The following is an 18953-nucleotide window of genomic DNA, read 5'->3' as shown; positions in this document are numbered from 1 at the left end:
AAAGGGGGAGAGAGAAACATGCAAATACTACTAATACGCCACGGAGAATCAGAAGCTGATATTTTACATGTGCATGAAGGACGAGCTGATTTTGAGTTGACTGACAAAGGGAGACGACAAGTACAAAGACTTGTACAGAAAGTGAAAAAAGATTTTGCACCAGATTTCATTTGGGCAAGCACATTAAAACGCGCTCGCGAAACGGGTGAAACATTAGCAGAAGCAATTGGTTGTCCAATTCAATTAGAAGAGGAATTAATGGAGTTTAATAATGGAATACAAGCTGGCTTATCATTTGAAGAAGCAAAGAAATATCCAGAGCCAAAATTTCTTCATGACCGTTTTGAAAACGGAGAGTCATTTATTGAGTTTCGAATGAGAATAGAAGGGATTTTTTCTAAAATTGTGACAGAGAATACATATGATCGAATTGCGATTGTTGCCCATGGAGGAGTAATTAATAGTCTATTACGTGCATTTTTCAATATGCCAATTTCAATGGACTACTATTTCAAAATGGGAGATACGGGAATAAGTTTAATTGAAATTGAGGGTGAACAAAAAACGGTGCATTTCATTAATGATACGAATCATTTGGACGGGATGTAAAGACTTATGTACAAAGTTGCATTTTTTGATGTTGACGGTACGCTTTTAAGCGAGATTGATAGAAGTATGCACGAAAGTACAAAAGAAGCGGTACAAAGATTAATAGATAAGGGGATTCACGTAGTTGTTACAACAGGGAGACCATATAGTTTATGCTCACAATTTAAGGGGCTAGGCATAAAAACGTATATTTCTGCAAATGGTGCACATATAAAATTTGGGGAAAAAGTTATACATAAATCAGTACTTTCAAGCGAAATCGTTCATGATATTTCAAATTTTGCTGAATTACATGGTCACAGTGTTTCTTACTTTACAGAAGAATTTGCAATGAATGATATTGCTTCCAAAGATGAACGTGTCATACGAGCGTTAAATGAAACTTTAAATTTAGAGCGGTATCCTGACAAAGTTAAAAACTTGTCAGATGAGATGTATTGCATATGTCTGTATGCTGATGAAGCAGAAGCTCAAAAATTCATTGAAAGATATCCAGCACTTACGTTTGACCGTTTTCATGGTTACGTTATGAATGTATTGGAAGATAGTAAAGTATCGAAGCTAACTGCAATTCAAAAAGTATTGGAACATTTAAATATTAGTAAATCAGAAGCCATTGCTTTTGGTGATGGTGGAAATGATATTGAGATGTTGCAGTATGTAGGATTAGGAGTTGCGATGGGAAATGGTGGAGAGGAGTTGAAGAGAAGGGCTGATTTCGTTACAACGAAGGCGAGTGAAGGCGGAATTTCTTATGCCTTAAAGAAGTTGCACATTATTTAAAACTGATAGCTAGTCAGTGTGAAAAATCCTGTTTTAATAATAGGATTTTTTTGTTCAACAATGTGCTTGCAATAAAAGGAAAAATATGAGTATAATGAGAAAGTAATTAGGTAAGCTAATTATTTAATGAGAAAGGAGAGTGAAGATGAATGGATTCAAGAAAAGATTCTCTTCCTTTAGGGATTGAGCCGTACGCAGAGTTAATCAAAAAGACAGCGTCAGCGGAAACGGATCCAATCGCAGCAAAACTTGGTTTGTTAATGTTATGGACGTCTGATAATGTTCTTGATGCGGTTGACGTAGATTTAGCTCCGCTTGGTATTTCAGAGAGTAAATTAGATTTTTTACTATTGTTTATTTTGCGTGAAATGGAAGCGAATGGGGAAGAGGTGAACATGAGTCCTTCGGATATTGCGAGTCGATTAGGGATTACACGTGCTTCTGTCACTGGCTTATTAGATTGGATGGAGAAACGAGAGTTAATCGTAAGATTCCACCATTCTGAAGATCGAAGAAGATTAAAGGTGAAAATTACTCCGAAAGGAAAAGAACTAGTTACACATTCTTTACCAACTTTTTGGTTATCTTGCGCTTCGTTAGTTGATGGCTTTAATCAAGAAGAGCGTCAAGTTTTAGAAAAGCTATTAAATAAAATGCAAACAACTATGCAGGTGAAATTAGGAGAAGGTAGGTAAATAAGTTGATTATGAAGATCAACTTATTTATTTGGACATATAATTAGCTTACCTTATTATATGCTTAACTAACTTTATGAGCGGTGATAATTTTTGCTATGTAATTAAAATAAATAAGAGTTAAAGGAATGCTATTTTAGTAATTTAGAGAGTTTAAACTAATAAAAACAAATCGTAATAAGGGAGAGAGTTTATGATGGAAATAGGAAAGGAAGTAAATAGTGAAAAGAATTATACAATAATGACAGCAGTATTATGTTGGTCGGGTATGGTAGTTATGTCTAGCCTATATGTAACAATACCTTTAATCTCTCTATTTTCAAACATTTTTAATACGTCATTAGCACAATCGGCAGCTACAGGAAGTATATTTTCTGTTGGCTTTGCTATAGGGTGTTTGTTATTTGGGGCAATTTCTGATAAATATGGACGAAAAAAAGTGATTTTTATTGGATTGCTTGCACTGTCGATTGTTTCTTTTTGCTTAGGGCTTGTAGATAGTTTATTTTGGCTTGTTATTTTTAGAGGTATACAAGGGATAGCAGCAGCTACATTTTCTCCAGTAGCGCTAGCCTACGTTGTAGAAATGTTCCCAGTAGAAAGAAGGGTTACAACAATAGGATTTGTTAGTACTGGTTTTTTAGTAGCTGGAATTGTAGGGCAGGTAATAAGTACTGCTGTTAGTCAGCATTTTGGATGGCATATGGTTTTCTTTCTTCTTAGCATTGTCTATATAAGTACTGCTATATGGGTTTATTATTCTCTTCCGAAAGAAGAGACGTCTCAATCCTATACTGATATTTTGGGGCCAATTAAACAGATGGGTAAAGTTTTTACAAATAAAAGCTTAGTATTAAGCTATATAATTGCATTTGTTTTATTAATGGCTTTTGTTAATATGTATACTGTTTTAGGGAATTATTTGAGCTCTCCTACTTACAATTTAATTGCAGAACAAATTCTTTATTTTCGCTTAGCGGGGCTATTTGGTATGTTGCTGTCACCGCTTACAGGTCGTTTAACGAAGAGGTTTGAAGTAAGAAAAGTTCTTCCGGGAGGATTGTTGATCGCTATTTTTAGTCTAAGTTCAATGGGCTTTGTTTCGTATCTATCTCTACTTGTAATGATGAGTGTCTGTTTTGTAATAGGTATTGCTATATCCGTTCCGTCTTTAGTTTCTCTTGTAGGTCAATTAGGAGGGAAAGCGAGGGGAATAGCAGTATCTATTTATACTTTTATTTTATTTTTAGGTACTAGTATAGGACCTATCATTTCTATTTATCTAATGAAAATAGGAGGGTATGCTCAAACATTTATTTTATTAGGAATGCTACTTTTTATTGGTTTTGTAGCTTCTCTATTTATAATTAATGAATAAGTGGAAAATCACTCAAATAAAGGAATGCGAGGATCTTTCATATGCTCACATAATAAAAGATGAATTTGTCCACGATGATGATAAAAGTGTGCAACGATTTCAAGTAACCATTCAAAGCGCGAATAAGAAATACCCCAATAGGCAGTCATAACTTCTGCTAATTCTATTTGGGAGTAGGAAAGAAATGTTTTGGAGAGAAGGTTGTATCCTTCAATCATCGTTTGTTGCATTTGAGCAACTGTTACGGGCGTATGTTCTATATAAAAGGTATGTAATTCTTTTTCTGGAATACCATTTAAAATGAGCAAATCAGCATGACAAATAAGAGAAAGATGTGTACACATTTCAAATAATGATCGTTTTGAGTGAATCGGTTGTATTTTTAAATCGTTTTCACTATATTGGTTAAGCATATAAATAGAAGTATCAATAGCAACTTTTAGTTGATGTAATGCAGATTGAACAAACATTGTAATTCTCCTCGTCTCCGTATATAATAGTTTCTTGAGGATATTATATCATACTCAAAATTCCGAAAATTCTAGTAGTTTGACTAGCATAATGAAAAGTATTATATTGTAAAAGGTCATATGAAACGTGAAATAGAATGGAATGCAATTATTGAGTTAGGAGTTAGACCAATGAGTTTGAAATATGGAAGAGATACAATTGTAGAAATTGACTTAAATGCTGTAAAACATAATGTAAAAGAATTTAAAAAACATGTAAATGATGAAGAAATTAAGATGATGGCTGCTGTAAAAGCGAATGGGTATGGCCATGGGGCAGTTGAAGTTGCCAAAGCTGCAATTGAAGCTGGAATAAATCAACTTGCAGTTGCATTTGTAGATGAAGCAATAGAATTAAGAGAAGCAGGAATTACTGTGCCGATTTTAATTTTAGGATACACACCAGTAGCGGCTGTAGAAGATGTAATTCAATATGACGTTATGATGACTGTTTATAGAGTAGAAGATTTACATGGTATAAATGAAATTGCAAACCGTCTTCAAAAGAAAGTACAAATTCAAGTGAAAATTGATACAGGAATGAGTCGTATCGGTTTACAAGAAGAAGAAGTTAAACCATTTTTAGAAGAATTAAACCGTATGGAGTATATAGAAGTAGTAGGGATATTTACGCATTACTCTACGGCAGATGAAATCGATAAATCATATACGAATATGCAAACAAGTTTATTTGAAAAAGCTGTTAATACAGCGAAAGAATTAGGAATTCAAATACCATATATTCATAGTTCAAATAGTGCAGGATCAATGGAATTAAGTAACACATTTCAAAATATGGTGCGCGTTGGAATAGGAGTGTACGGTATGTATCCATCAAAAGAGGTGGATCATTCAGTCGTTTCTTTACAGCCTGCGTTGTCGTTAAAATCAAAAGTGGCTCATATTAAACATGCGAAGAAAAATCGTGGTGTAAGTTATGGGAATACGTATGTAACAACTGGTGAAGAATGGATTGCGACTGTACCAATTGGTTATGCTGATGGTTATAATCGTCAATTATCTAATAAAGGCTATGCGTTAATTAACGGGGTTCGAGTACCTGTAATTGGCCGTGTTTGTATGGATCAGTTAATGTTGGATGTTTCAAAAGCGATGCCAGTACAAGTAGGAGACGAAGTAGTATTCTACGGTAAACAAGGTGAAGAAAATATCACAGTAGAAGAAATAGCGGATATGTTAAGTACAATAAACTATGAAGTTACATGTATGCTAGATAGAAGAATTCCGCGTGTTTATAAAGAAAATGACGAAACAACTGCAGTTGTAAATATATTAAGAAAAAACTGAATCATTTAGATTCAGTTTTTTTATTTTTGGCAAGTGAAAAATGCTCTATTTGTACCGTACGATTGAATATTTTTAAAACCTACAGATTGTAATGCATGAGTAATTTCGTCTTTAGTGTAACATGTTTCTTTAAAAGAAAAGTCACTTCTTTTCCAAATATCATTTGTATCACGTGTAAATAATATGAAATTCATTTCTGCTTTTTTGTTTTTATTATCAAATGTAGAATCAATCGTACAAACATATTCTTTCTCTGAAATATGAAACGAAGCAATCCAGTTTTCAAGAAATCCTTTTTCCATATTCATATCAAATGCGAATATACCCTCGTTATGTAATACGGAGTAAACGTTGTGAAACACACTTTTTAGTTCATCTAAATTCATAATATGGTTTAAACTATCACCGGCAGAGATGACGTAGTGGAATTGCTCATTTATATTGAAATAGCGAGCGTCATCGACGAAAAAGGTTGCATCTGGCGCATTTTCACTTGCATATTCAATCATTTGAGTAGAACCATCTATACCAGTTACTACAAAATTATTATCAAGTAGTTTCCTTGTAAGATGACCAGTCCCGCAACAAAGATCTAAAATATGAGAACGTGGTTGTGCATATTGTAAAACGAGTTTTTCAAAAGCTAGATAGGAGTGTTCGGCAAAATTTCCCCAATGTTTATTATAAATAGATGCGAAAATATCGTAATCAGAATAAATAAGTTTTTTAGACATAAATATTCTCCGTGCTATTCATTAAATTATAATAGTCATGCTTCGTTTTAATTTTAAAACCACATTGTGTATATAGTTTTAAAGCATGGTTATTTTTCGTTTCGACGTCTAATTCAATTGTTGAAGTTCCTTCTGTAATAAGGGTATGTACCATATAACTAAGAATATCTTTTCCATATCCTTTACCTTGATAAGAAGGATGAACGGCGAATCCTGATAGTGTAGTAGATTGTTCTTGCTCAGTAACTGTAATTGTTCCAATAGCTTTTTCGTTAATAAGAGCACTGTAAACTTTATGAGAAGGTGAAGTCATCATTTTTTGTAACCATGTAGCCGTATTGTCTACTGAATCACCAAAAGCTGTACTAGAAATTTCAATAAGGTCAAGAAGTGATTCTGAAGTTGCAAGAGTAAGCTGTATATTACTTTCTGTTGTTTTTTGAATTTCGTTTGTTTTGAACTCCATACTATATTCACTATATAAATACGGTAACTTCATATGTTTTACAAATTCATTCCCAGAAATAGAATCCCCATTGATAATAAGAAGAGCTTCATCTGCCTCTCTATTTTGTATTTCTTTCATTGCAGTTTGTAAAAGGGTAGTTCCGAAACGTTGTTTTCTAAAATGAGGATGTACAAAGCCTATTAGTTCAAGCTTTGTTGGTCTTTCGAAATCATACATATTTAAAGTGCCAATTAATTGAGTACCGTTATAAAGAAGAAAATCGTTTATATGATCTTCATTTCGATTTTTTAAAAAGTTGATATGTAAATCTGAAGAGTAATCAAGATTGTCTTGTTGCCCGCAAATATAAGCCAAATCCTTCATTTGCTGTATTTCACTTTCTGTTACAGAACGCTTTTTCTGAATATCCATTGTATACTCCCTCTCAATTGTATTTAAAAATAGGATGGGTGACTTAACCATTCCTTTAATTCCACACTACCTTGCACAGATAACAGTCGGTATAAATAACGATATGGTCGTCTACATTCTTCAAGATGAGGAATAGGCATAATTGTTTCGTAACCACTTTTAAAGGCATGTGCTTCTTTTTCGGTAAGTACATATTCTAGTCCGATAAAATCAAACTCTCGCGGGGCAACCGCGTAAGCTTCAGTATCTACTAAACCCGTAATAGTTGTACCGTCATATAAAAATTGGGTAGGGTCCATATCAAGTAAGACGAGTGTAGCTTCTTTTGGTAGGGACAGGGAAGAAAGCTGTGATTCAAAGGTAGGAAAAGCATTTTGTATGCTTTCATCATCGGAATAAAACATATTCACAAGCTCTTTACTCACGTTTAAAATATGTGATTGGAATTCATCTAGTGGAACTTGGAACGTGCCTGACGGATTTCCTATAAAATCGGCTTTAAACTTATGTATTTCTGCAAGTCCTTTTCCTAGGCTAAATAAAATAGAATCTGGTTGCTCGATAAAAGATTGAACTGTGTTACCTACTAACTTTTCGACCACCACAAATTCACGGCCATTTAAAACATGTTTTTCTAATATTGTTGGGATAGGAAGATTCGTATGTTCTTGCAGCAATGTATGTACAGTTTCTAAATGATGGACGTTCCTTGGATCAATTCCAAATAGATTTTTACATCCCCACCAAAAATCATTATTTGGTTCTTCATTCATTTTAGAAGTACGAACGATAACTTCTGTATCTTCTGTTTGAACGAGAAAAACATCACTTGCATGATCTTCATAACCTGGGTGCAAGGCCTGAACGGATAGAATAGTTGAATTGAATAGTTGTTGTAGCATGAAAAGACTCCCTTTTCTGTAAATTCTATAAATTCATTATATAACAGATGATGTGTTATGAGGATAAAGATAAAAAGATTGAAAGCATAGTTACATTTATAGCGAAAATTCATTAAAAACATTATATTTCTACATTTTTGTGTGAATTGTCTAAAAATTATAGTAGTAAGACTCATATCTTTAAATCTATGAAGAGTAAAAGTAAAATTAAGCATTCATTTATAAGATTGTGAATCAAAATAATGTAGACTATAGAAAATATTTCTCAATAATAAAATGAAGAGAAAAGCATGAAGAAGTAGAATGCATTCATTTATAATAGACTTAAATTAATTAATATAATTAATTGTTAACTTTATAAGATTGACTGGATAGGAGAGAATATTATGGCAAATGTACTCGTAATAAATTTCCCTGGGGAAGGTCATATTAATCCGACTTTAGCTATTGTAAGTGAGTTAATCCAACGAGGAGAAACAGTTGTTTCGTATTGTATTGAAGATTATAGAAAGAAGATTGAAGCAACAGGTGCAGAATTCCGAGTGTTTGAGAATTTTCTCTCTCAAATTAATATTATGGAACGAGTAAATGAAGGTGGGAGCCCTTTGACGATGCTATCTCATATGATTGAAGCATCAGAGCGTATTGTTACTCAAATTGTAGAAGAAACAAAAGAGGAAAAATATGATTATTTAATATATGATAATCATTTTCCAGTAGGACGTATTATAGCGAATATTTTACAATTACCAAGCGTTTCATCTTGTACAACGTTTGCTGTTAATCAGTACATTAATTTTCATGATGGGCAAGAATCGAGACAAGTAGACGAAATGAATCCATTATATCAATCTTGTTTAGCGGGAATGGAAAGATGGAATAAGCAGTATGGAATGAAATGTAATAGTATGTATGATATTATGAACCATCCTGGTGATATTACGATTGTATATACTTCAAAAGAATATCAGCCGCGTTCAGATTTATTTGATGAATCGTATAAATTTGTAGGTCCATCAATTGCTACTCGAAAAGAAGTGGGGAGTTTTCCTACCGAAGATTTAAAAAATGAAAAAGTGATTTTCATTTCTATGGGAACAGTTTTTAATGAACAACCTGCTTTGTATGAAAAGTGTTTTGAAGCGTTTAAAGATGTAGATGCGACAGTCGTATTAGTCGTTGGTAAGAAGATAAATATAAGTCAATTTGAAAATATCCCGAAAAACTTTAAGTTGTATAATTATGTCCCGCAATTAGAAGTTTTACAGCATGCTGATGTATTCGTGACACATGGTGGTATGAATAGTTCGAGTGAAGCGTTATATTACGGTGTCCCATTAGTTGTAATTCCGGTAACAGGAGATCAGCCATTCGTTGCAAAACGATTGACTGAAGTAGGGGCAGGCATAACACTTAATCGTAACGAGTTAACTTCTGAATTGTTACGTGAGACTGTAAAGAAAGTAATGAATGATGTGACGTTTAAGAGAAATAGTCGTAAAGTGGGAGATTCGCTTAGAAATGCTGGTGGATATCAAAGGGCAGTTGAGGAAATATTTGAATTAAAAATGAAGCCGTACGTAAAGATTAAATAGATGTTAGAAACACACTTACTTTTAATTTGTAAGTGTGTTTCTAGTATTACGTGTTACATAAAAATAGCGATAAAGGTGAAACTTTTTTGTATATAAATCGATACCTTTGAATTAGTAGTAAAATTACGTTAAAATAATACTAAGAAAATATATAAGTTTTGGGGGTAATGAATGAAGAAAGTATTTGAATACGTATTATTAACAATTGGCTCAATTATAGTAGCAGGTTCATTAGAGCTTATTTTAGCACCTAATGGATTAGTAGATGGCGGGGTAACGGCTATTGCTATTATGGCAAATAAAGTCGCAGAATTGCCGCTTTATGGTGTGTTCTTAGGAATTAATATCCCAATTTTATTATTTACTGCAAAAGTAATGGGAAAGAAATTTTTTATCCGTACATCTTATGCGAATGTAGTTACAACACTCGGATTAATTTATTTAAAACCATTTCCAGCAATTACGACTTCTGAGTTATTAATTGTACTTTATGGTGGAGTGCTGTTCGGAATTGGTGTTGGGATTGTTGTTAAAATGGGTGGAGCAATTGACGGTTCGGAAATGTTAGCAGTTTGGATGAATAAACACTTTAATGTACCGATTAGTACTTTTTTACTTGCAGTAAATGCAGTTATTTTCATCTTTGTTGCCATTTTATTTTCAATCGAACAAGCGATGTTCTCATTAGCCATTTTCTATATTGTTACGAAAATGATTGATTTTATATTAGATGGTATAAATCAAGGTAAGAGCGTTATGATTATTTCTGGTAAGAATAAAGAAATAGGCGATTTACTTATGAAAGAATTGCAACTATCTGTTACGTATCTACATGGAGAAGGTGGTTTTTTAGGGGAGCATAAGAGAATCATTTATTGCATTACAAACCGATTCATTTATCCGAAAATGAAAGATCTCGTTCTCTCTGTAGATCCAACCGCTATAATTGAAGCTTCTTATTCAACAGAAACGACTGGTGTGAAACGTCCGGGAAGGAAAGCTAGGTCAGGTGAATAACTAGCAGAAGGCTGTCCAAAAAGTTATTTTGGAACAGCATTCTTTTTTATTTTGTTGAATTGTTAGTATGTTACAAGTTAAACCCACTGTTAACAAGTTTCCTTGCAACTAGGGAACCAAGCGTTTTTCAATAATATAGCCAACGTTTCAATTTTATTTTCTGGAATGCTACCAAAACCGAGTAATACGTATGATTCCTTACGTAAATCATTCACGAAATCATATGGAGAAACCGGGTATAATTTAACGCTTTGTTTTTTAGCGGATTCAATCAGTTCGTTTTCATTCATACTGTTATGGACACATAAAACAATATGAAGTCCGGACTGTTCGCCAAGAATTTGAACATTAGCCCCCATTTCTTTCATAATGGATTTTACTAACGCATGATGTTTTCTTTTATATAGTGTACGACTCCGGTTAAGATGACGTTCCCAATTCCCGCTTTGTATAAAGTTAGCAAAAGCAAGTTGTTGTATTGTAGCGACTGTTTGTTTGAAAATTCCATGCAGTTCTTGATATGTTTTTAAAAGATGTGGTGGTAAAACAACATATCCCATTCGTAAAGAAGGTAAAAAAGATTTTGAGAAAGTCCCCATATAAATAACGCGTTCATTTGAATCAAGACTTTGCAAAGAAGGAATCGGCTTACCAGCGTAGCGAAACTCACCGTCATAGTCATCTTCAATAATGTATCCGCTGCAATCATTAGCCCACTTTAACAATTCTGTTCTTCTAGATAAAGGCATAATAATCCCGAGTGGAAATTGGTGTGATGGTGTAACGTATGCGACATTGGCATTTGTGTTATATAAGCTAGAAATATCAATACCTTTTTCATCCAATGGTATGGGATGAATTTGTCTATCACAGCTTTTAATGATTGCGTGTATACGGTGAAATCCAGGGTTTTCAATGCCGTATTCTTTTGTAGGGCCAAGCAGTTGAAGTAGTAGCCAGAGAAGTGGCTGCGTTCCGGCACCGATCACAATTTGATCAGGTGAAGAATGTACACCGCGAGAATGATATAAATATGTTGATATATGCTCTCGAAGAGCGAATTCACCTTGAGGGTCTTCTTTGGCAAATAGTGCATTTTCGTATTTAAGAATGGATTCTTGTAATGCTCGTTTCCAATTTGTAATCGGAAATGTATTTTGATCAATAAGCCCTTGGCTACAATCATATTCGAATTTTTCGTCTATTAAATTGCTCGTCTTCATTGCTGCATTTCGTTTTTTATTTGGGATAACGTCAATATCGAAATTTGCTACAAAAATACCACGTTTCGGTTTACTTTCTACATAACCTTCAGCTAATAATTGTTGATAAGCTGATTCAACAGTAATGCGGCTAATATTAAGTTGTGATGCTAAATTTCTGTGTGAGGGTAGACGTGTGCCAACAGAAATACTCCCTTGTATAATTTCAGCTTTTATATAGTCGTAAATTTGCAAGTAAATAGGTGTGTTACTTTGTAATTGCAATGGGATAGTAAAATCCATATAAAACTCTCCTTTAAAACTGGCCTTATAAAAAATAATTAAACTGTCACTTAAGTAAAGGGCAGTTACTTTCTATAATAATGATATAACATTTAGAAAATTAAATAAATAGTTAGAGGAGAGTTAAAAATGAATGTTAAAGAAGTAGTAACAGAAGAGCAATTACATGAAGTATTACCTGTTTTACAGCAATTAAGAACGAAACTTTCAAAAGAGGAAACAAGCTCTTTATTTCGAAATATGAAAGAAGAAAATTATAAATTATTTTCGCTGCGTAATGAGGAGGATGAAGTTGTTAGCCTTGCAGGTGTAGCGATTTGTACGAATTTTTATAATAAGAAGCACGTTTTCGTATATGACCTTGTAACAGCAGACACACATCGTTCAAAAGGACATGGAAATGTATTACTTTCGTATATAGAGAACTGGGGAAAGGAAAACGGATGTGAATCTATCGTCCTCACATCAGCATTTGCAAGAATTGATGCTCATCATTTTTATGAAAGAGAAGGGTATGATAAGGTGAGTTATTCTTTTCATAAAGAATTATAAATAATAAGAAGAAGCTGTCCCGCAAAAGTTGGGAACAGCCTCTTCTTATTTATTAAGTTATTATTGAACGGTAAATAGGTTGTAAGTTATGGTATATGTATTTGAAAAGGTTATATAGTGTATTTTGTCGAATTGTTTTAATTTAATAAAGAGAATGATTGGAGCGCTTATACTTGAAGAAAATAAAGAAACTATCAATCCCTAATGATGCTAGAGTTATCGTCATATCTGATATTCATGGAGAATTAAATCTTTTAAAAGAAGCACTATATAAAGTTAACTTTAAAGATGAAGATTATTTAATTATTAATGGAGATCTTTGCGAGAAAGGACGAGATAGCGTAGGTGTAGTAAACTACGTTATGAATCTTGTAAAGAACAATTCAAATGTTCACGTTGTTGAAGGAAATTGTGAAGTTTTAGTTGATGCTCTTCTAAATGAAAATCCTCGTCTTATTAATTATTTATGTACGAGAAAGCATTCAATTTTTAATGAATGGCTAGAGCAATTGGATTTTTCAGTTCATGAAGGCACTTCAATTCGTGAAGTGAGAGAAGCCTTGCTAAGTGAATTTTCACAAGAACTATATTGGCTAACGGAGTTGCCAACAGCGATTGAAACAGAAGATTATATTTTTGTGCATGCCGGGCTAGAAGATAGAGTAGATTGGAAAGAAACAGAGCGCAAAAATGCGATAGCAATGCCAGAGTTTTTTAATAAATCACATAAAGCAAATAAGTATGTAATAGTTGGTCATTGGCCTGTCGTGAACTATTCTGAAGAAGCACCGTCTAACAATCCAGTTATTGATGAGGAGAAAAAAATTATTGCAATAGATGGAGGAAATGCAATTAAAGAAGCAGGACAATTAAATGCATTTATTATTCAGAGGAAACAAACGGGCGATACGTTTTCTTATACATATGTAGACTATTTTCCAGGGTACGAAGTAATAGCGGATTTTAATGCGAATTCAGAAATGCAGGGCGGAGTGACATATCCGTATTATTACATAGAGCCTATCGAGAAGATGCAAGATTATACAGTATGTAAGCAAAAGGAAACAAATAAATTACTCACTGTAAAAAATGAATACATGAAACAACTTGAGTCAGGTAAATATACAGTGAAAACTGATATTTCTTGTGCGCAAATAAGCGTTAGAAAAGGAGATATCGTTTCTCTCATTGATGGTAGTTGTTCAGGATATGATTTAATTAAAAAAGATGGTGTAGAGGGGTGGATAGAGAAAGGCATTTTGCTTGAGCTGAAATAGGAGGGATGTAACCTCCTATTTTTTATTGCCTATTTTGCGCCTTCGTACTTCAATTAACCTTTTAAATTAGTGGACTGCCTGCTGTCTTTAATAAGTAAATAAATCGTACTCGGTAGAATGATAAGCGTCATTCCTAAAAGAATTGCTAGTATGCCATAACCTCTATAGGGAGCAGAAACGCTAAAAGGAAGTATCGCTAAAAAAATCCCTGCTATCATCATTGAAATACTACTAATATTTGAAGCTCTTTTTTCGAGGTGCTTATCATTCCATTCTAATGAAACGGTTGATTTAGTCGTATCAATTTTGGAACTGAAATAACCTATTAATATAAATAAAAGCCCTAATGCTAAAAATATGAAATGATCAAGAGGAAGTGAAAAGCCAAGAGCGATGAGGGCAATGACAATATCGACAAAAAATAAGAATAATAACATTGTGTTGCCGATCCAATGGAGAAATTTCTGGTTACTCACTGCTTTAGATAAAGCTAAAAATACAAAGAATAAGAAGAAACATATAATTATATTTACGATTACAAAAGTGCTTTTATCCATTGTTGATGTAGGCGTTCCATTGAAGTCCCATTTTGTAACAATATTTGATGGTAAGAAGAAATATAGAATAATATTTGTCGTAATAATAGTGAGAAATAAAGCAATACTAAATTGATTATTCATTGAATCACCAGCTTTCTAAATCAATAATTGGTATCTTATAACAAAATTATACAATATAATATATGATATTAGTTTTGATTTTTCTGAAAAAATATTATAATTATATATGAAATAAAGGTGAATGCAGGAGGGAATTATGCAAAAGGTTGTATTAAAGGGGAAGAAAGTTACAATTCGTACAATAGAAGAATCGGATATAGAAACATTATGGAATATCATATTTAAAGAAGAAAGCCCAGAATGGAAGAAATGGGATGCGCCATATTTCCCGTTCTCAATGCAAGAATACTCTTCCTATAAAGAGAAGATGCAAACTCGTTTGAAAGAAGAACCACTGTCAAATTTAATTATAGAAAATAACGGTCAAATCATTGGGACAGTCGGGTTTTATTGGGAATATAAACCGACGCGTTGGTTAGAGATGGGGCTTGTGATTTATGACCCAACATACTGGAATGGTGGATACGGTACAGAAACATTGACATTATATAGAGATTTGCTATTTGAAAAAATGGAGATTGGTAGAGTAGGAATCACGACTTGGTCTGGCAATGAACGAATGATGAAAGTAGCGGAGAAAATAGGAATGAGCTTAGAAGGTAGAATGCGAAAGTGTCGTTATTATAACGGAACATACTATGATTCTATTCGAATGGGAATGATTCGTGAAGAATGGGAAGCACTATGTGTAACGAAGGGGTGAGAAAGATTGTACGCTATTATTGCTACATTTGATCGTGTATTTACTAATAAAATTACAGAACTGCAAAATGAATTAACGAATATAATGGGAACAAATCAATTAGCTGGAGTAGAACCTCATATTACGATTGCGGATTATAATGAGTTAGATGTTAATTTGTTTATTGAAAAATTAAAGGGATTTGTAGCTATTCAAGAAAGTATGTCTGCAGTCACTTTTCCTTCTGTTGGAACTTTTCCTACTAACGGTACGATTTTTCTAGCTCCGACTGTTACCGATGAATTGTTAAAACTTCATCATTCTTATCATGATTATTTTAAAAATTTTCATGACAATCCAAATTCATATTACGTACCGGGAAAATGGGTTCCGCATTGTACGATTGCGAATCATTTGAATTCAACTCAGTTTTTAAGTGCGATGGAGTATATATATGAGAATTTTGATGTTACAACAGCCTCGATTGAAAAGTTAAAATTAATTAAGGTGAATTATGAAAATGGTTCTGCCGTTTCTTCTAGTATATTAGCAGAATGTAATTTAAAGAGAATGGAGACATCGAGATGACATATATAATTAGAGAAATGAAGCAAGAAGACATTCACGCTGTACAATCAGTAGCAAAAATAGCTTGGCATGATACATATGAAGGCATTATTCCAAGAGAAATTCAAGACAGTTTTTTAGACGAGGCATATTCTGATGAAAAAATGAAATATCGTCTTAAAAATACACATTTATTCGTTGCGGAAGAAGAGGGAGAAGTAATAGGATTTGCTAACTTTTCACCTGTTAGACTACAAAATGAAGCGGAATTAGGTGCGATTTATTTGTTACCAGATCAGCAAGGAAAAGGGATCGGAAGTGCTTTATTACAAAGAGGGATTAAGGAATTAAATGGGATACGTAAATTGTACATACATGTAGAAGCAGCAAATGAAAAAGGAAAACGCTTTTATGAAGCGAAAGGTTTTGCTGAATTAGAGCAATTTGAAGAAGACTTTGAAGGACATATGATGCAGACAGTAAGGATGGTTTTATATGTATAAGGAGGACTAGCAATGAAAATTTTTGATTTTAGTTAAAAAGTAGGAAAGCACATATCGGTATTTCAATCTAATTTCATAATGTCGAAAATAGTAAACCATCAAGGAAATGTACATATCGGTGCTATGCGTTTACAAGAGAATGGAATCATCGGTTATCATGAAGCAGTTGTATCTCAACTGCTTCTTATTGTGGACGGAGCAGGATATGTATGTGGGGCAAATAAAAAAAAGATAAAGGTAGAGGCGGGACAAGCTGTGTTTTGGGAGAAGGGAGAGCCCCATGAAACAAGTACAGAACAAGGATTAACGGCAATTGTTATGGAGGCGGAGAATCTTGAACAAGGGATAGTAATGCCTATTATTCCAGGGGAGTTGTGAAAAATGATAATTAAGGCAAATCAAGAAGATACCAATGAAATATTAAAACATACAGCTCAAGCGCTTTTTGAAGGGACGAGAGGAAATTGTCAATTAAGTACCGAGAAAGCGATTGAAATTACAAAGCCGATTGTAGAAAAAGGAGCATTTTATTTAATCATTAAAGAAGAAAATAAAGTAATGGGATGGATATTAATAGGGGAAAATACAGACTATTTTTCTTGTGAAAAACTTGGATTTATATATGAATTGTACGTTTTCCCAGAATATCGCGGGAAAGGATTATCGAGAGAACTGATGGAAGCTGGTATTAAGGAATTGAAGGAGAAGTATTCAGAAATTAGGTTGAATGTATTTACTGGGAACTTTGCAAAAGAGATGTACGAAGAGTTTGGGTTTGTTGAAAGACAGGTAATTATGACTTTGAAGTGAGTATAATAGTCTGAATGAGGGAAGCGAAAGCATGAGAAAAGAAAATGAGTATGTATAAAAGCCGATTTTAAATCGGCTTTTAATTATCGATACATCGTCTATTCTTATATTTTCTATGTTATTGCCATATAGCCTACCTAAAAAGATGGCTCTTATTATTTTTGTTTTAATTTTAGGAGCTATTTCCTTAGGGGCGAATAAAGTGGTAGGACGAATACATAACAAATTTAAACAATAATAAAGTTTGAAAAAGGATAGGGATAATCCACTATTAATTAGGAAAAGAAACGGGATTATACGTTAGAGATGGTTATAGGATAGGTGATACTAATAAATTGAAGGATTAAGAGAGGGGCATATTAATATACAATCATTTAAGGCCGGAAAATATATTACATATGTTGCAATTGCTATATTACTTGTAGTCGCTATTATGTCTCCTTATGAATTACCTAAAAAGATTGGCTTTATTATAGGTGTTCTTATTTTAGGGGTATGTGCACTTGGTACTAATAAACTTTACGAACGGATATTCCTTATATGGAAGATATAACTGTAACTCAAAAAATGCACGATTTTAGTAGTATTGTAGGTTATGATGAGTATACAGCCAAGGTAGGTGCGGAATATAGTTCGCGCAAGTATGAATTGCTTTTAGAGAAAATTGATGTTCCGGATATTATTCCGTATTTCAGTGATCACGATATAACAATCCGCTTAGAATTGGGAGTAGGGACTTATGGGTATAAGCTTCACATGGGTCAAGAGAAAGGTTTTTATGCATCATACGAAGGTTTTGGAGGAGGTTTTTTCTTGAAACCTGAAAAAAAGGAGTAATCACACATGTTTAAACAAGGACGTATTTTGATGTATATTTTTACCGCGGTTTTATTTTTTTCTTCATTCTTTTTTCCGCAGCCAATGGAAAAAAGGTTTTTAACAGCTATTGCAGCATTGATTATTGGTGGAATAGGTATTGGAATTTCCTATCTATTAGAAATTTTGAGTAACAAGTCGAATATATCTAAAAAGAACGGAGAATGACGATGGAGCTTTTCCCGATTGGTTCAGTTGTGAAGCTAAAAGATCTAAACCAACCTGTTATGATTATTGGAAGAATGGTCATTTCAGCAGATAAACTTGATTTTGATTACGTAGGGGTTCTTTATCCGGTTGGTTATTTAGGCGATGAAAAAGTGTTATGCTTTAATCATGATAAGATTGTAGAGGAAATACATAGAGGGTATTTGAATGAGAGTGAATTAATTTTACGTGAGAGATTAGTAGAATTGTAAAAATATTGAAAAATACATATTGATTTTAAAAATACGATAGGGGAAACAAAATGGGAAAGATAATGAGAACTATAGTAATCATTGGCATACTTGTTCCTCCAGTGCTGCTGTGGAGTGCACCTGGTATTCCTTTAAATGATAAACTGCTGTTTACAGGTTTACAACTAACTGTAGGATTCACCACAGTAGTAGCGTTAGAGATTATATTTAAAAATCGAAAAAAGAAGAGGGCAAAATAGAGATAGATTGTATGGAATAACAGCTGAAAATATGTAACATGTATTATTAATCGTTTTACTTGGGAGGTGACCTACTGGTTGCCTCTTTTAACGTTATGCTTATAGTTTTATCTGAAAAAGAAAAAAGGAGCAATCAAGCATGTTTAAACAAGGGCGTATTTTAATGTGTACTTTTACCGCAGTGCTATTTTTTCTCCCTTCTTCTTTCCACAGCCAATGGGAAAAAAGGTTTTAACAGCTATTGTTGCTCTAATTATTGGTGGAGTATGTATTGAGATTTCCTGTTTATTGGAAAATTTCAGTAGCAAGTCGAAAAATATATCTAAATAAGAAAAGAGAATAACGATAAAGCGTTCCTAATTGGTTCAGTTGAAAAGATAAAAGATTTAAATTGTTTTTTTATGTTATAAAAATTAACAAGCGTTAACAAGTA

25 protein-coding genes and 1 pseudogene are annotated in these 18953 nt (G+C 33.3%); 20 read left to right on the top strand and 6 right to left on the bottom strand.

Translation table 11 applies throughout. From position 1 onward, the window contains the following. Window positions 1-18: 18 nt before the first annotated feature. The 4 genes from AC1Q8L_RS02260 to AC1Q8L_RS02245 all read left to right on the top strand — a co-directional run bounded on the left by AC1Q8L_RS02260 (window position 19) and on the right by AC1Q8L_RS02245 (window position 3465). A complete protein-coding gene (locus AC1Q8L_RS02260; protein ID WP_001166442.1) occupies window positions 19-609 on the top strand; it encodes a histidine phosphatase family protein in 591 nt (196 codons plus the stop codon). A gap of 6 nt (window positions 610-615) precedes the next feature. Beyond that, complete coding sequence (locus tag AC1Q8L_RS02255) at window positions 616-1392, top strand: Cof-type HAD-IIB family hydrolase (RefSeq protein ID WP_000278721.1); 777 nt, start codon at window positions 616-618, stop codon at window positions 1390-1392. Window positions 1393-1541: 149 nt separating this feature from the next. Further along, the gene (locus tag AC1Q8L_RS02250; protein WP_000378333.1) at window positions 1542-2087 is read left to right on the top strand and encodes a MarR family winged helix-turn-helix transcriptional regulator; all 546 of its coding nucleotides are present in this window, start codon (window positions 1542-1544) and stop codon (window positions 2085-2087) included. Between the two features lie 196 nt (window positions 2088-2283). Beyond that, on the top strand, window positions 2284-3465 hold the full coding sequence (locus tag AC1Q8L_RS02245; protein WP_492339396.1) for an MFS transporter: 1182 nt from the start codon (window positions 2284-2286) through the stop codon (window positions 3463-3465). 8 nt (window positions 3466-3473) lie between these two features. Here the strand turns inward: AC1Q8L_RS02245 and AC1Q8L_RS02240 are convergent, their stop codons facing one another. Further along, the gene (locus tag AC1Q8L_RS02240) at window positions 3474-3935 is read right to left on the bottom strand and encodes a DinB family protein (RefSeq protein ID WP_000498006.1); all 462 of its coding nucleotides are present in this window, start codon (window positions 3933-3935) and stop codon (window positions 3474-3476) included. Window positions 3936-4106: 171 nt separating this feature from the next. Here AC1Q8L_RS02240 and alr point away from each other — a divergent pair, with 171 nt between their 5' ends. Further along, entirely contained in the window at window positions 4107-5282 is a 1176-nt protein-coding gene (gene alr, locus AC1Q8L_RS02235; RefSeq protein ID WP_002093966.1) for an alanine racemase, read from the top strand. Window positions 5283-5302: 20 nt separating this feature from the next. On the opposite strand, the gene AC1Q8L_RS02230 is transcribed toward alr, so the two are convergent. Genes AC1Q8L_RS02230 through AC1Q8L_RS02220 form a run of 3 tightly spaced genes read right to left on the bottom strand, consistent with a single transcriptional unit; the run spans window position 5303 to window position 7798 of the window. Beyond that, window positions 5303-6016 (bottom strand): class I SAM-dependent methyltransferase, encoded by a 714-nt coding sequence (locus AC1Q8L_RS02230; protein ID WP_000038495.1) that lies wholly within the window; start codon window positions 6014-6016, stop codon window positions 5303-5305. Then, window positions 6009-6896, bottom strand: a complete 888-nt coding sequence (locus AC1Q8L_RS02225; RefSeq protein ID WP_016512971.1) for a GNAT family N-acetyltransferase — start codon at window positions 6894-6896, stop codon at window positions 6009-6011. The genes AC1Q8L_RS02230 and AC1Q8L_RS02225 overlap by 8 nt, the downstream gene beginning before the upstream one ends. A gap of 23 nt (window positions 6897-6919) precedes the next feature. Continuing rightward, a complete protein-coding gene (locus tag AC1Q8L_RS02220; RefSeq protein ID WP_000941378.1) occupies window positions 6920-7798 on the bottom strand; it encodes an aminoglycoside phosphotransferase family protein in 879 nt (292 codons plus the stop codon). A gap of 386 nt (window positions 7799-8184) precedes the next feature. Between AC1Q8L_RS02220 and AC1Q8L_RS02215 the strand changes: the two genes are divergently transcribed. Together AC1Q8L_RS02215 and AC1Q8L_RS02210 are read left to right on the top strand one after the other, a co-directional pair. Further along, on the top strand, window positions 8185-9393 hold the full coding sequence (locus AC1Q8L_RS02215; RefSeq protein ID WP_000024463.1) for a macrolide family glycosyltransferase: 1209 nt from the start codon (window positions 8185-8187) through the stop codon (window positions 9391-9393). 171 nt (window positions 9394-9564) lie between these two features. Next, complete coding sequence (locus tag AC1Q8L_RS02210; protein ID WP_000755122.1) at window positions 9565-10410, top strand: YitT family protein; 846 nt, start codon at window positions 9565-9567, stop codon at window positions 10408-10410. Window positions 10411-10499: 89 nt separating this feature from the next. Here the strand turns inward: AC1Q8L_RS02210 and pdxR are convergent, their stop codons facing one another. Continuing rightward, entirely contained in the window at window positions 10500-11915 is a 1416-nt protein-coding gene (gene pdxR, locus AC1Q8L_RS02205; RefSeq protein WP_000348019.1) for a MocR-like pyridoxine biosynthesis transcription factor PdxR, read from the bottom strand. A 129-nt stretch (window positions 11916-12044) separates the two neighbouring features. Between pdxR and AC1Q8L_RS02200 the strand changes: the two genes are divergently transcribed. Further along, entirely contained in the window at window positions 12045-12467 is a 423-nt protein-coding gene (locus AC1Q8L_RS02200) for a GNAT family N-acetyltransferase (protein WP_001101120.1), read from the top strand. Between the two features lie 173 nt (window positions 12468-12640). Next, complete coding sequence (locus AC1Q8L_RS02195) at window positions 12641-13744, top strand: metallophosphoesterase (RefSeq protein WP_000721394.1); 1104 nt, start codon at window positions 12641-12643, stop codon at window positions 13742-13744. Between the two features lie 53 nt (window positions 13745-13797). Here AC1Q8L_RS02195 and AC1Q8L_RS02190 read toward each other — a convergent pair whose 3' ends face one another. After that, window positions 13798-14424, bottom strand: a complete 627-nt coding sequence (locus AC1Q8L_RS02190) for a DUF1648 domain-containing protein (protein WP_001064609.1) — start codon at window positions 14422-14424, stop codon at window positions 13798-13800. 136 nt (window positions 14425-14560) lie between these two features. Between AC1Q8L_RS02190 and AC1Q8L_RS02185 the strand changes: the two genes are divergently transcribed. The 11 genes and pseudogenes from AC1Q8L_RS02185 (at window position 14561) to AC1Q8L_RS02135 (ending at window position 18850) form a co-directional block, all read left to right on the top strand. After that, window positions 14561-15127 (top strand): GNAT family N-acetyltransferase, encoded by a 567-nt coding sequence (locus AC1Q8L_RS02185; RefSeq protein ID WP_001174782.1) that lies wholly within the window; start codon window positions 14561-14563, stop codon window positions 15125-15127. A 6-nt stretch (window positions 15128-15133) separates the two neighbouring features. Next, window positions 15134-15694: a 2'-5' RNA ligase family protein gene (locus AC1Q8L_RS02180; RefSeq protein ID WP_097821816.1), complete on the top strand. Its 561-nt coding sequence runs from the start codon at window positions 15134-15136 to the stop codon at window positions 15692-15694. Continuing rightward, window positions 15691-16176: a GNAT family N-acetyltransferase gene (locus AC1Q8L_RS02175; RefSeq protein ID WP_000221051.1), complete on the top strand. Its 486-nt coding sequence runs from the start codon at window positions 15691-15693 to the stop codon at window positions 16174-16176. Before AC1Q8L_RS02180 ends, AC1Q8L_RS02175 begins: the two co-directional genes overlap by 4 nt. Before the next feature lie 51 nt (window positions 16177-16227). Next, window positions 16228-16554, top strand: coding sequence for a cupin domain-containing protein (locus AC1Q8L_RS02170; RefSeq protein ID WP_234410009.1), 327 nt, complete (start codon window positions 16228-16230; stop codon window positions 16552-16554). A 3-nt stretch (window positions 16555-16557) separates the two neighbouring features. Then, window positions 16558-16986 (top strand): GNAT family N-acetyltransferase, encoded by a 429-nt coding sequence (locus AC1Q8L_RS02165; RefSeq protein WP_000584233.1) that lies wholly within the window; start codon window positions 16558-16560, stop codon window positions 16984-16986. Window positions 16987-17350: 364 nt separating this feature from the next. Further along, window positions 17351-17539 carry a hypothetical protein gene (locus AC1Q8L_RS02160; protein ID WP_003270359.1) on the top strand — a complete coding sequence of 63 codons (189 nt, stop codon included), beginning with the start codon at window positions 17351-17353 and terminating at the stop codon, window positions 17537-17539. Then, window positions 17527-17823, top strand: coding sequence for a hypothetical protein (locus AC1Q8L_RS02155; RefSeq protein ID WP_002093967.1), 297 nt, complete (start codon window positions 17527-17529; stop codon window positions 17821-17823). Before AC1Q8L_RS02160 ends, AC1Q8L_RS02155 begins: the two co-directional genes overlap by 13 nt. A gap of 6 nt (window positions 17824-17829) precedes the next feature. Beyond that, window positions 17830-18030 (top strand): hypothetical protein, encoded by a 201-nt coding sequence (locus AC1Q8L_RS02150; RefSeq protein ID WP_000476183.1) that lies wholly within the window; start codon window positions 17830-17832, stop codon window positions 18028-18030. A 2-nt stretch (window positions 18031-18032) separates the two neighbouring features. Continuing rightward, window positions 18033-18281: a DUF4176 domain-containing protein gene (locus tag AC1Q8L_RS02145; protein WP_000418713.1), complete on the top strand. Its 249-nt coding sequence runs from the start codon at window positions 18033-18035 to the stop codon at window positions 18279-18281. Between the two features lie 50 nt (window positions 18282-18331). Then, window positions 18332-18520, top strand: coding sequence for a hypothetical protein (locus AC1Q8L_RS02140; RefSeq protein WP_000516417.1), 189 nt, complete (start codon window positions 18332-18334; stop codon window positions 18518-18520). Window positions 18521-18659: 139 nt separating this feature from the next. Continuing rightward, a pseudogene (locus AC1Q8L_RS02135) lies at window positions 18660-18850 on the top strand (hypothetical protein). Window positions 18851-18953: the final 103 nt, after the last annotated feature.

This window comes from Bacillus sp. GW823-FHT06A11 (genome assembly GCF_058795355.1).
Note: the sequence above shows the minus strand (reverse complement) of the source record. Positions and strands in the feature narration are given on the sequence as shown.

Coding starts and splice junctions, on each gene's coding strand:
- AC1Q8L_RS02245 (WP_492339396.1), top strand. CDS start 2,284: ATGGAAATAGGAAAGGAAGTAAATAGTGAAAAGAATTATACAATAATG.
- AC1Q8L_RS02150 (WP_000476183.1), top strand. CDS start 17,830: ATGTTTAAACAAGGACGTATTTTGATGTATATTTTTACCGCGGTTTTA.
- AC1Q8L_RS02145 (WP_000418713.1), top strand. CDS start 18,033: ATGGAGCTTTTCCCGATTGGTTCAGTTGTGAAGCTAAAAGATCTAAAC.
- AC1Q8L_RS02225 (WP_016512971.1), bottom strand. CDS start 6,896: ATGGATATTCAGAAAAAGCGTTCTGTAACAGAAAGTGAAATACAGCAA.
- AC1Q8L_RS02200 (WP_001101120.1), top strand. CDS start 12,045: ATGAATGTTAAAGAAGTAGTAACAGAAGAGCAATTACATGAAGTATTA.
- AC1Q8L_RS02240 (WP_000498006.1), bottom strand. CDS start 3,935: ATGTTTGTTCAATCTGCATTACATCAACTAAAAGTTGCTATTGATACT.
- AC1Q8L_RS02140 (WP_000516417.1), top strand. CDS start 18,332: ATGGGAAAGATAATGAGAACTATAGTAATCATTGGCATACTTGTTCCT.
- pdxR (WP_000348019.1), bottom strand. CDS start 11,915: ATGGATTTTACTATCCCATTGCAATTACAAAGTAACACACCTATTTAC.
- AC1Q8L_RS02185 (WP_001174782.1), top strand. CDS start 14,561: ATGCAAAAGGTTGTATTAAAGGGGAAGAAAGTTACAATTCGTACAATA.
- AC1Q8L_RS02250 (WP_000378333.1), top strand. CDS start 1,542: ATGGATTCAAGAAAAGATTCTCTTCCTTTAGGGATTGAGCCGTACGCA.
- AC1Q8L_RS02165 (WP_000584233.1), top strand. CDS start 16,558: ATGATAATTAAGGCAAATCAAGAAGATACCAATGAAATATTAAAACAT.
- AC1Q8L_RS02255 (WP_000278721.1), top strand. CDS start 616: ATGTACAAAGTTGCATTTTTTGATGTTGACGGTACGCTTTTAAGCGAG.
- AC1Q8L_RS02210 (WP_000755122.1), top strand. CDS start 9,565: ATGAAGAAAGTATTTGAATACGTATTATTAACAATTGGCTCAATTATA.
- AC1Q8L_RS02230 (WP_000038495.1), bottom strand. CDS start 6,016: ATGTCTAAAAAACTTATTTATTCTGATTACGATATTTTCGCATCTATT.
- AC1Q8L_RS02220 (WP_000941378.1), bottom strand. CDS start 7,798: ATGCTACAACAACTATTCAATTCAACTATTCTATCCGTTCAGGCCTTG.
- AC1Q8L_RS02215 (WP_000024463.1), top strand. CDS start 8,185: ATGGCAAATGTACTCGTAATAAATTTCCCTGGGGAAGGTCATATTAAT.
- AC1Q8L_RS02175 (WP_000221051.1), top strand. CDS start 15,691: ATGACATATATAATTAGAGAAATGAAGCAAGAAGACATTCACGCTGTA.
- AC1Q8L_RS02190 (WP_001064609.1), bottom strand. CDS start 14,424: ATGAATAATCAATTTAGTATTGCTTTATTTCTCACTATTATTACGACA.
- AC1Q8L_RS02155 (WP_002093967.1), top strand. CDS start 17,527: ATGGAAGATATAACTGTAACTCAAAAAATGCACGATTTTAGTAGTATT.
- AC1Q8L_RS02260 (WP_001166442.1), top strand. CDS start 19: ATGCAAATACTACTAATACGCCACGGAGAATCAGAAGCTGATATTTTA.
- alr (WP_002093966.1), top strand. CDS start 4,107: ATGAGTTTGAAATATGGAAGAGATACAATTGTAGAAATTGACTTAAAT.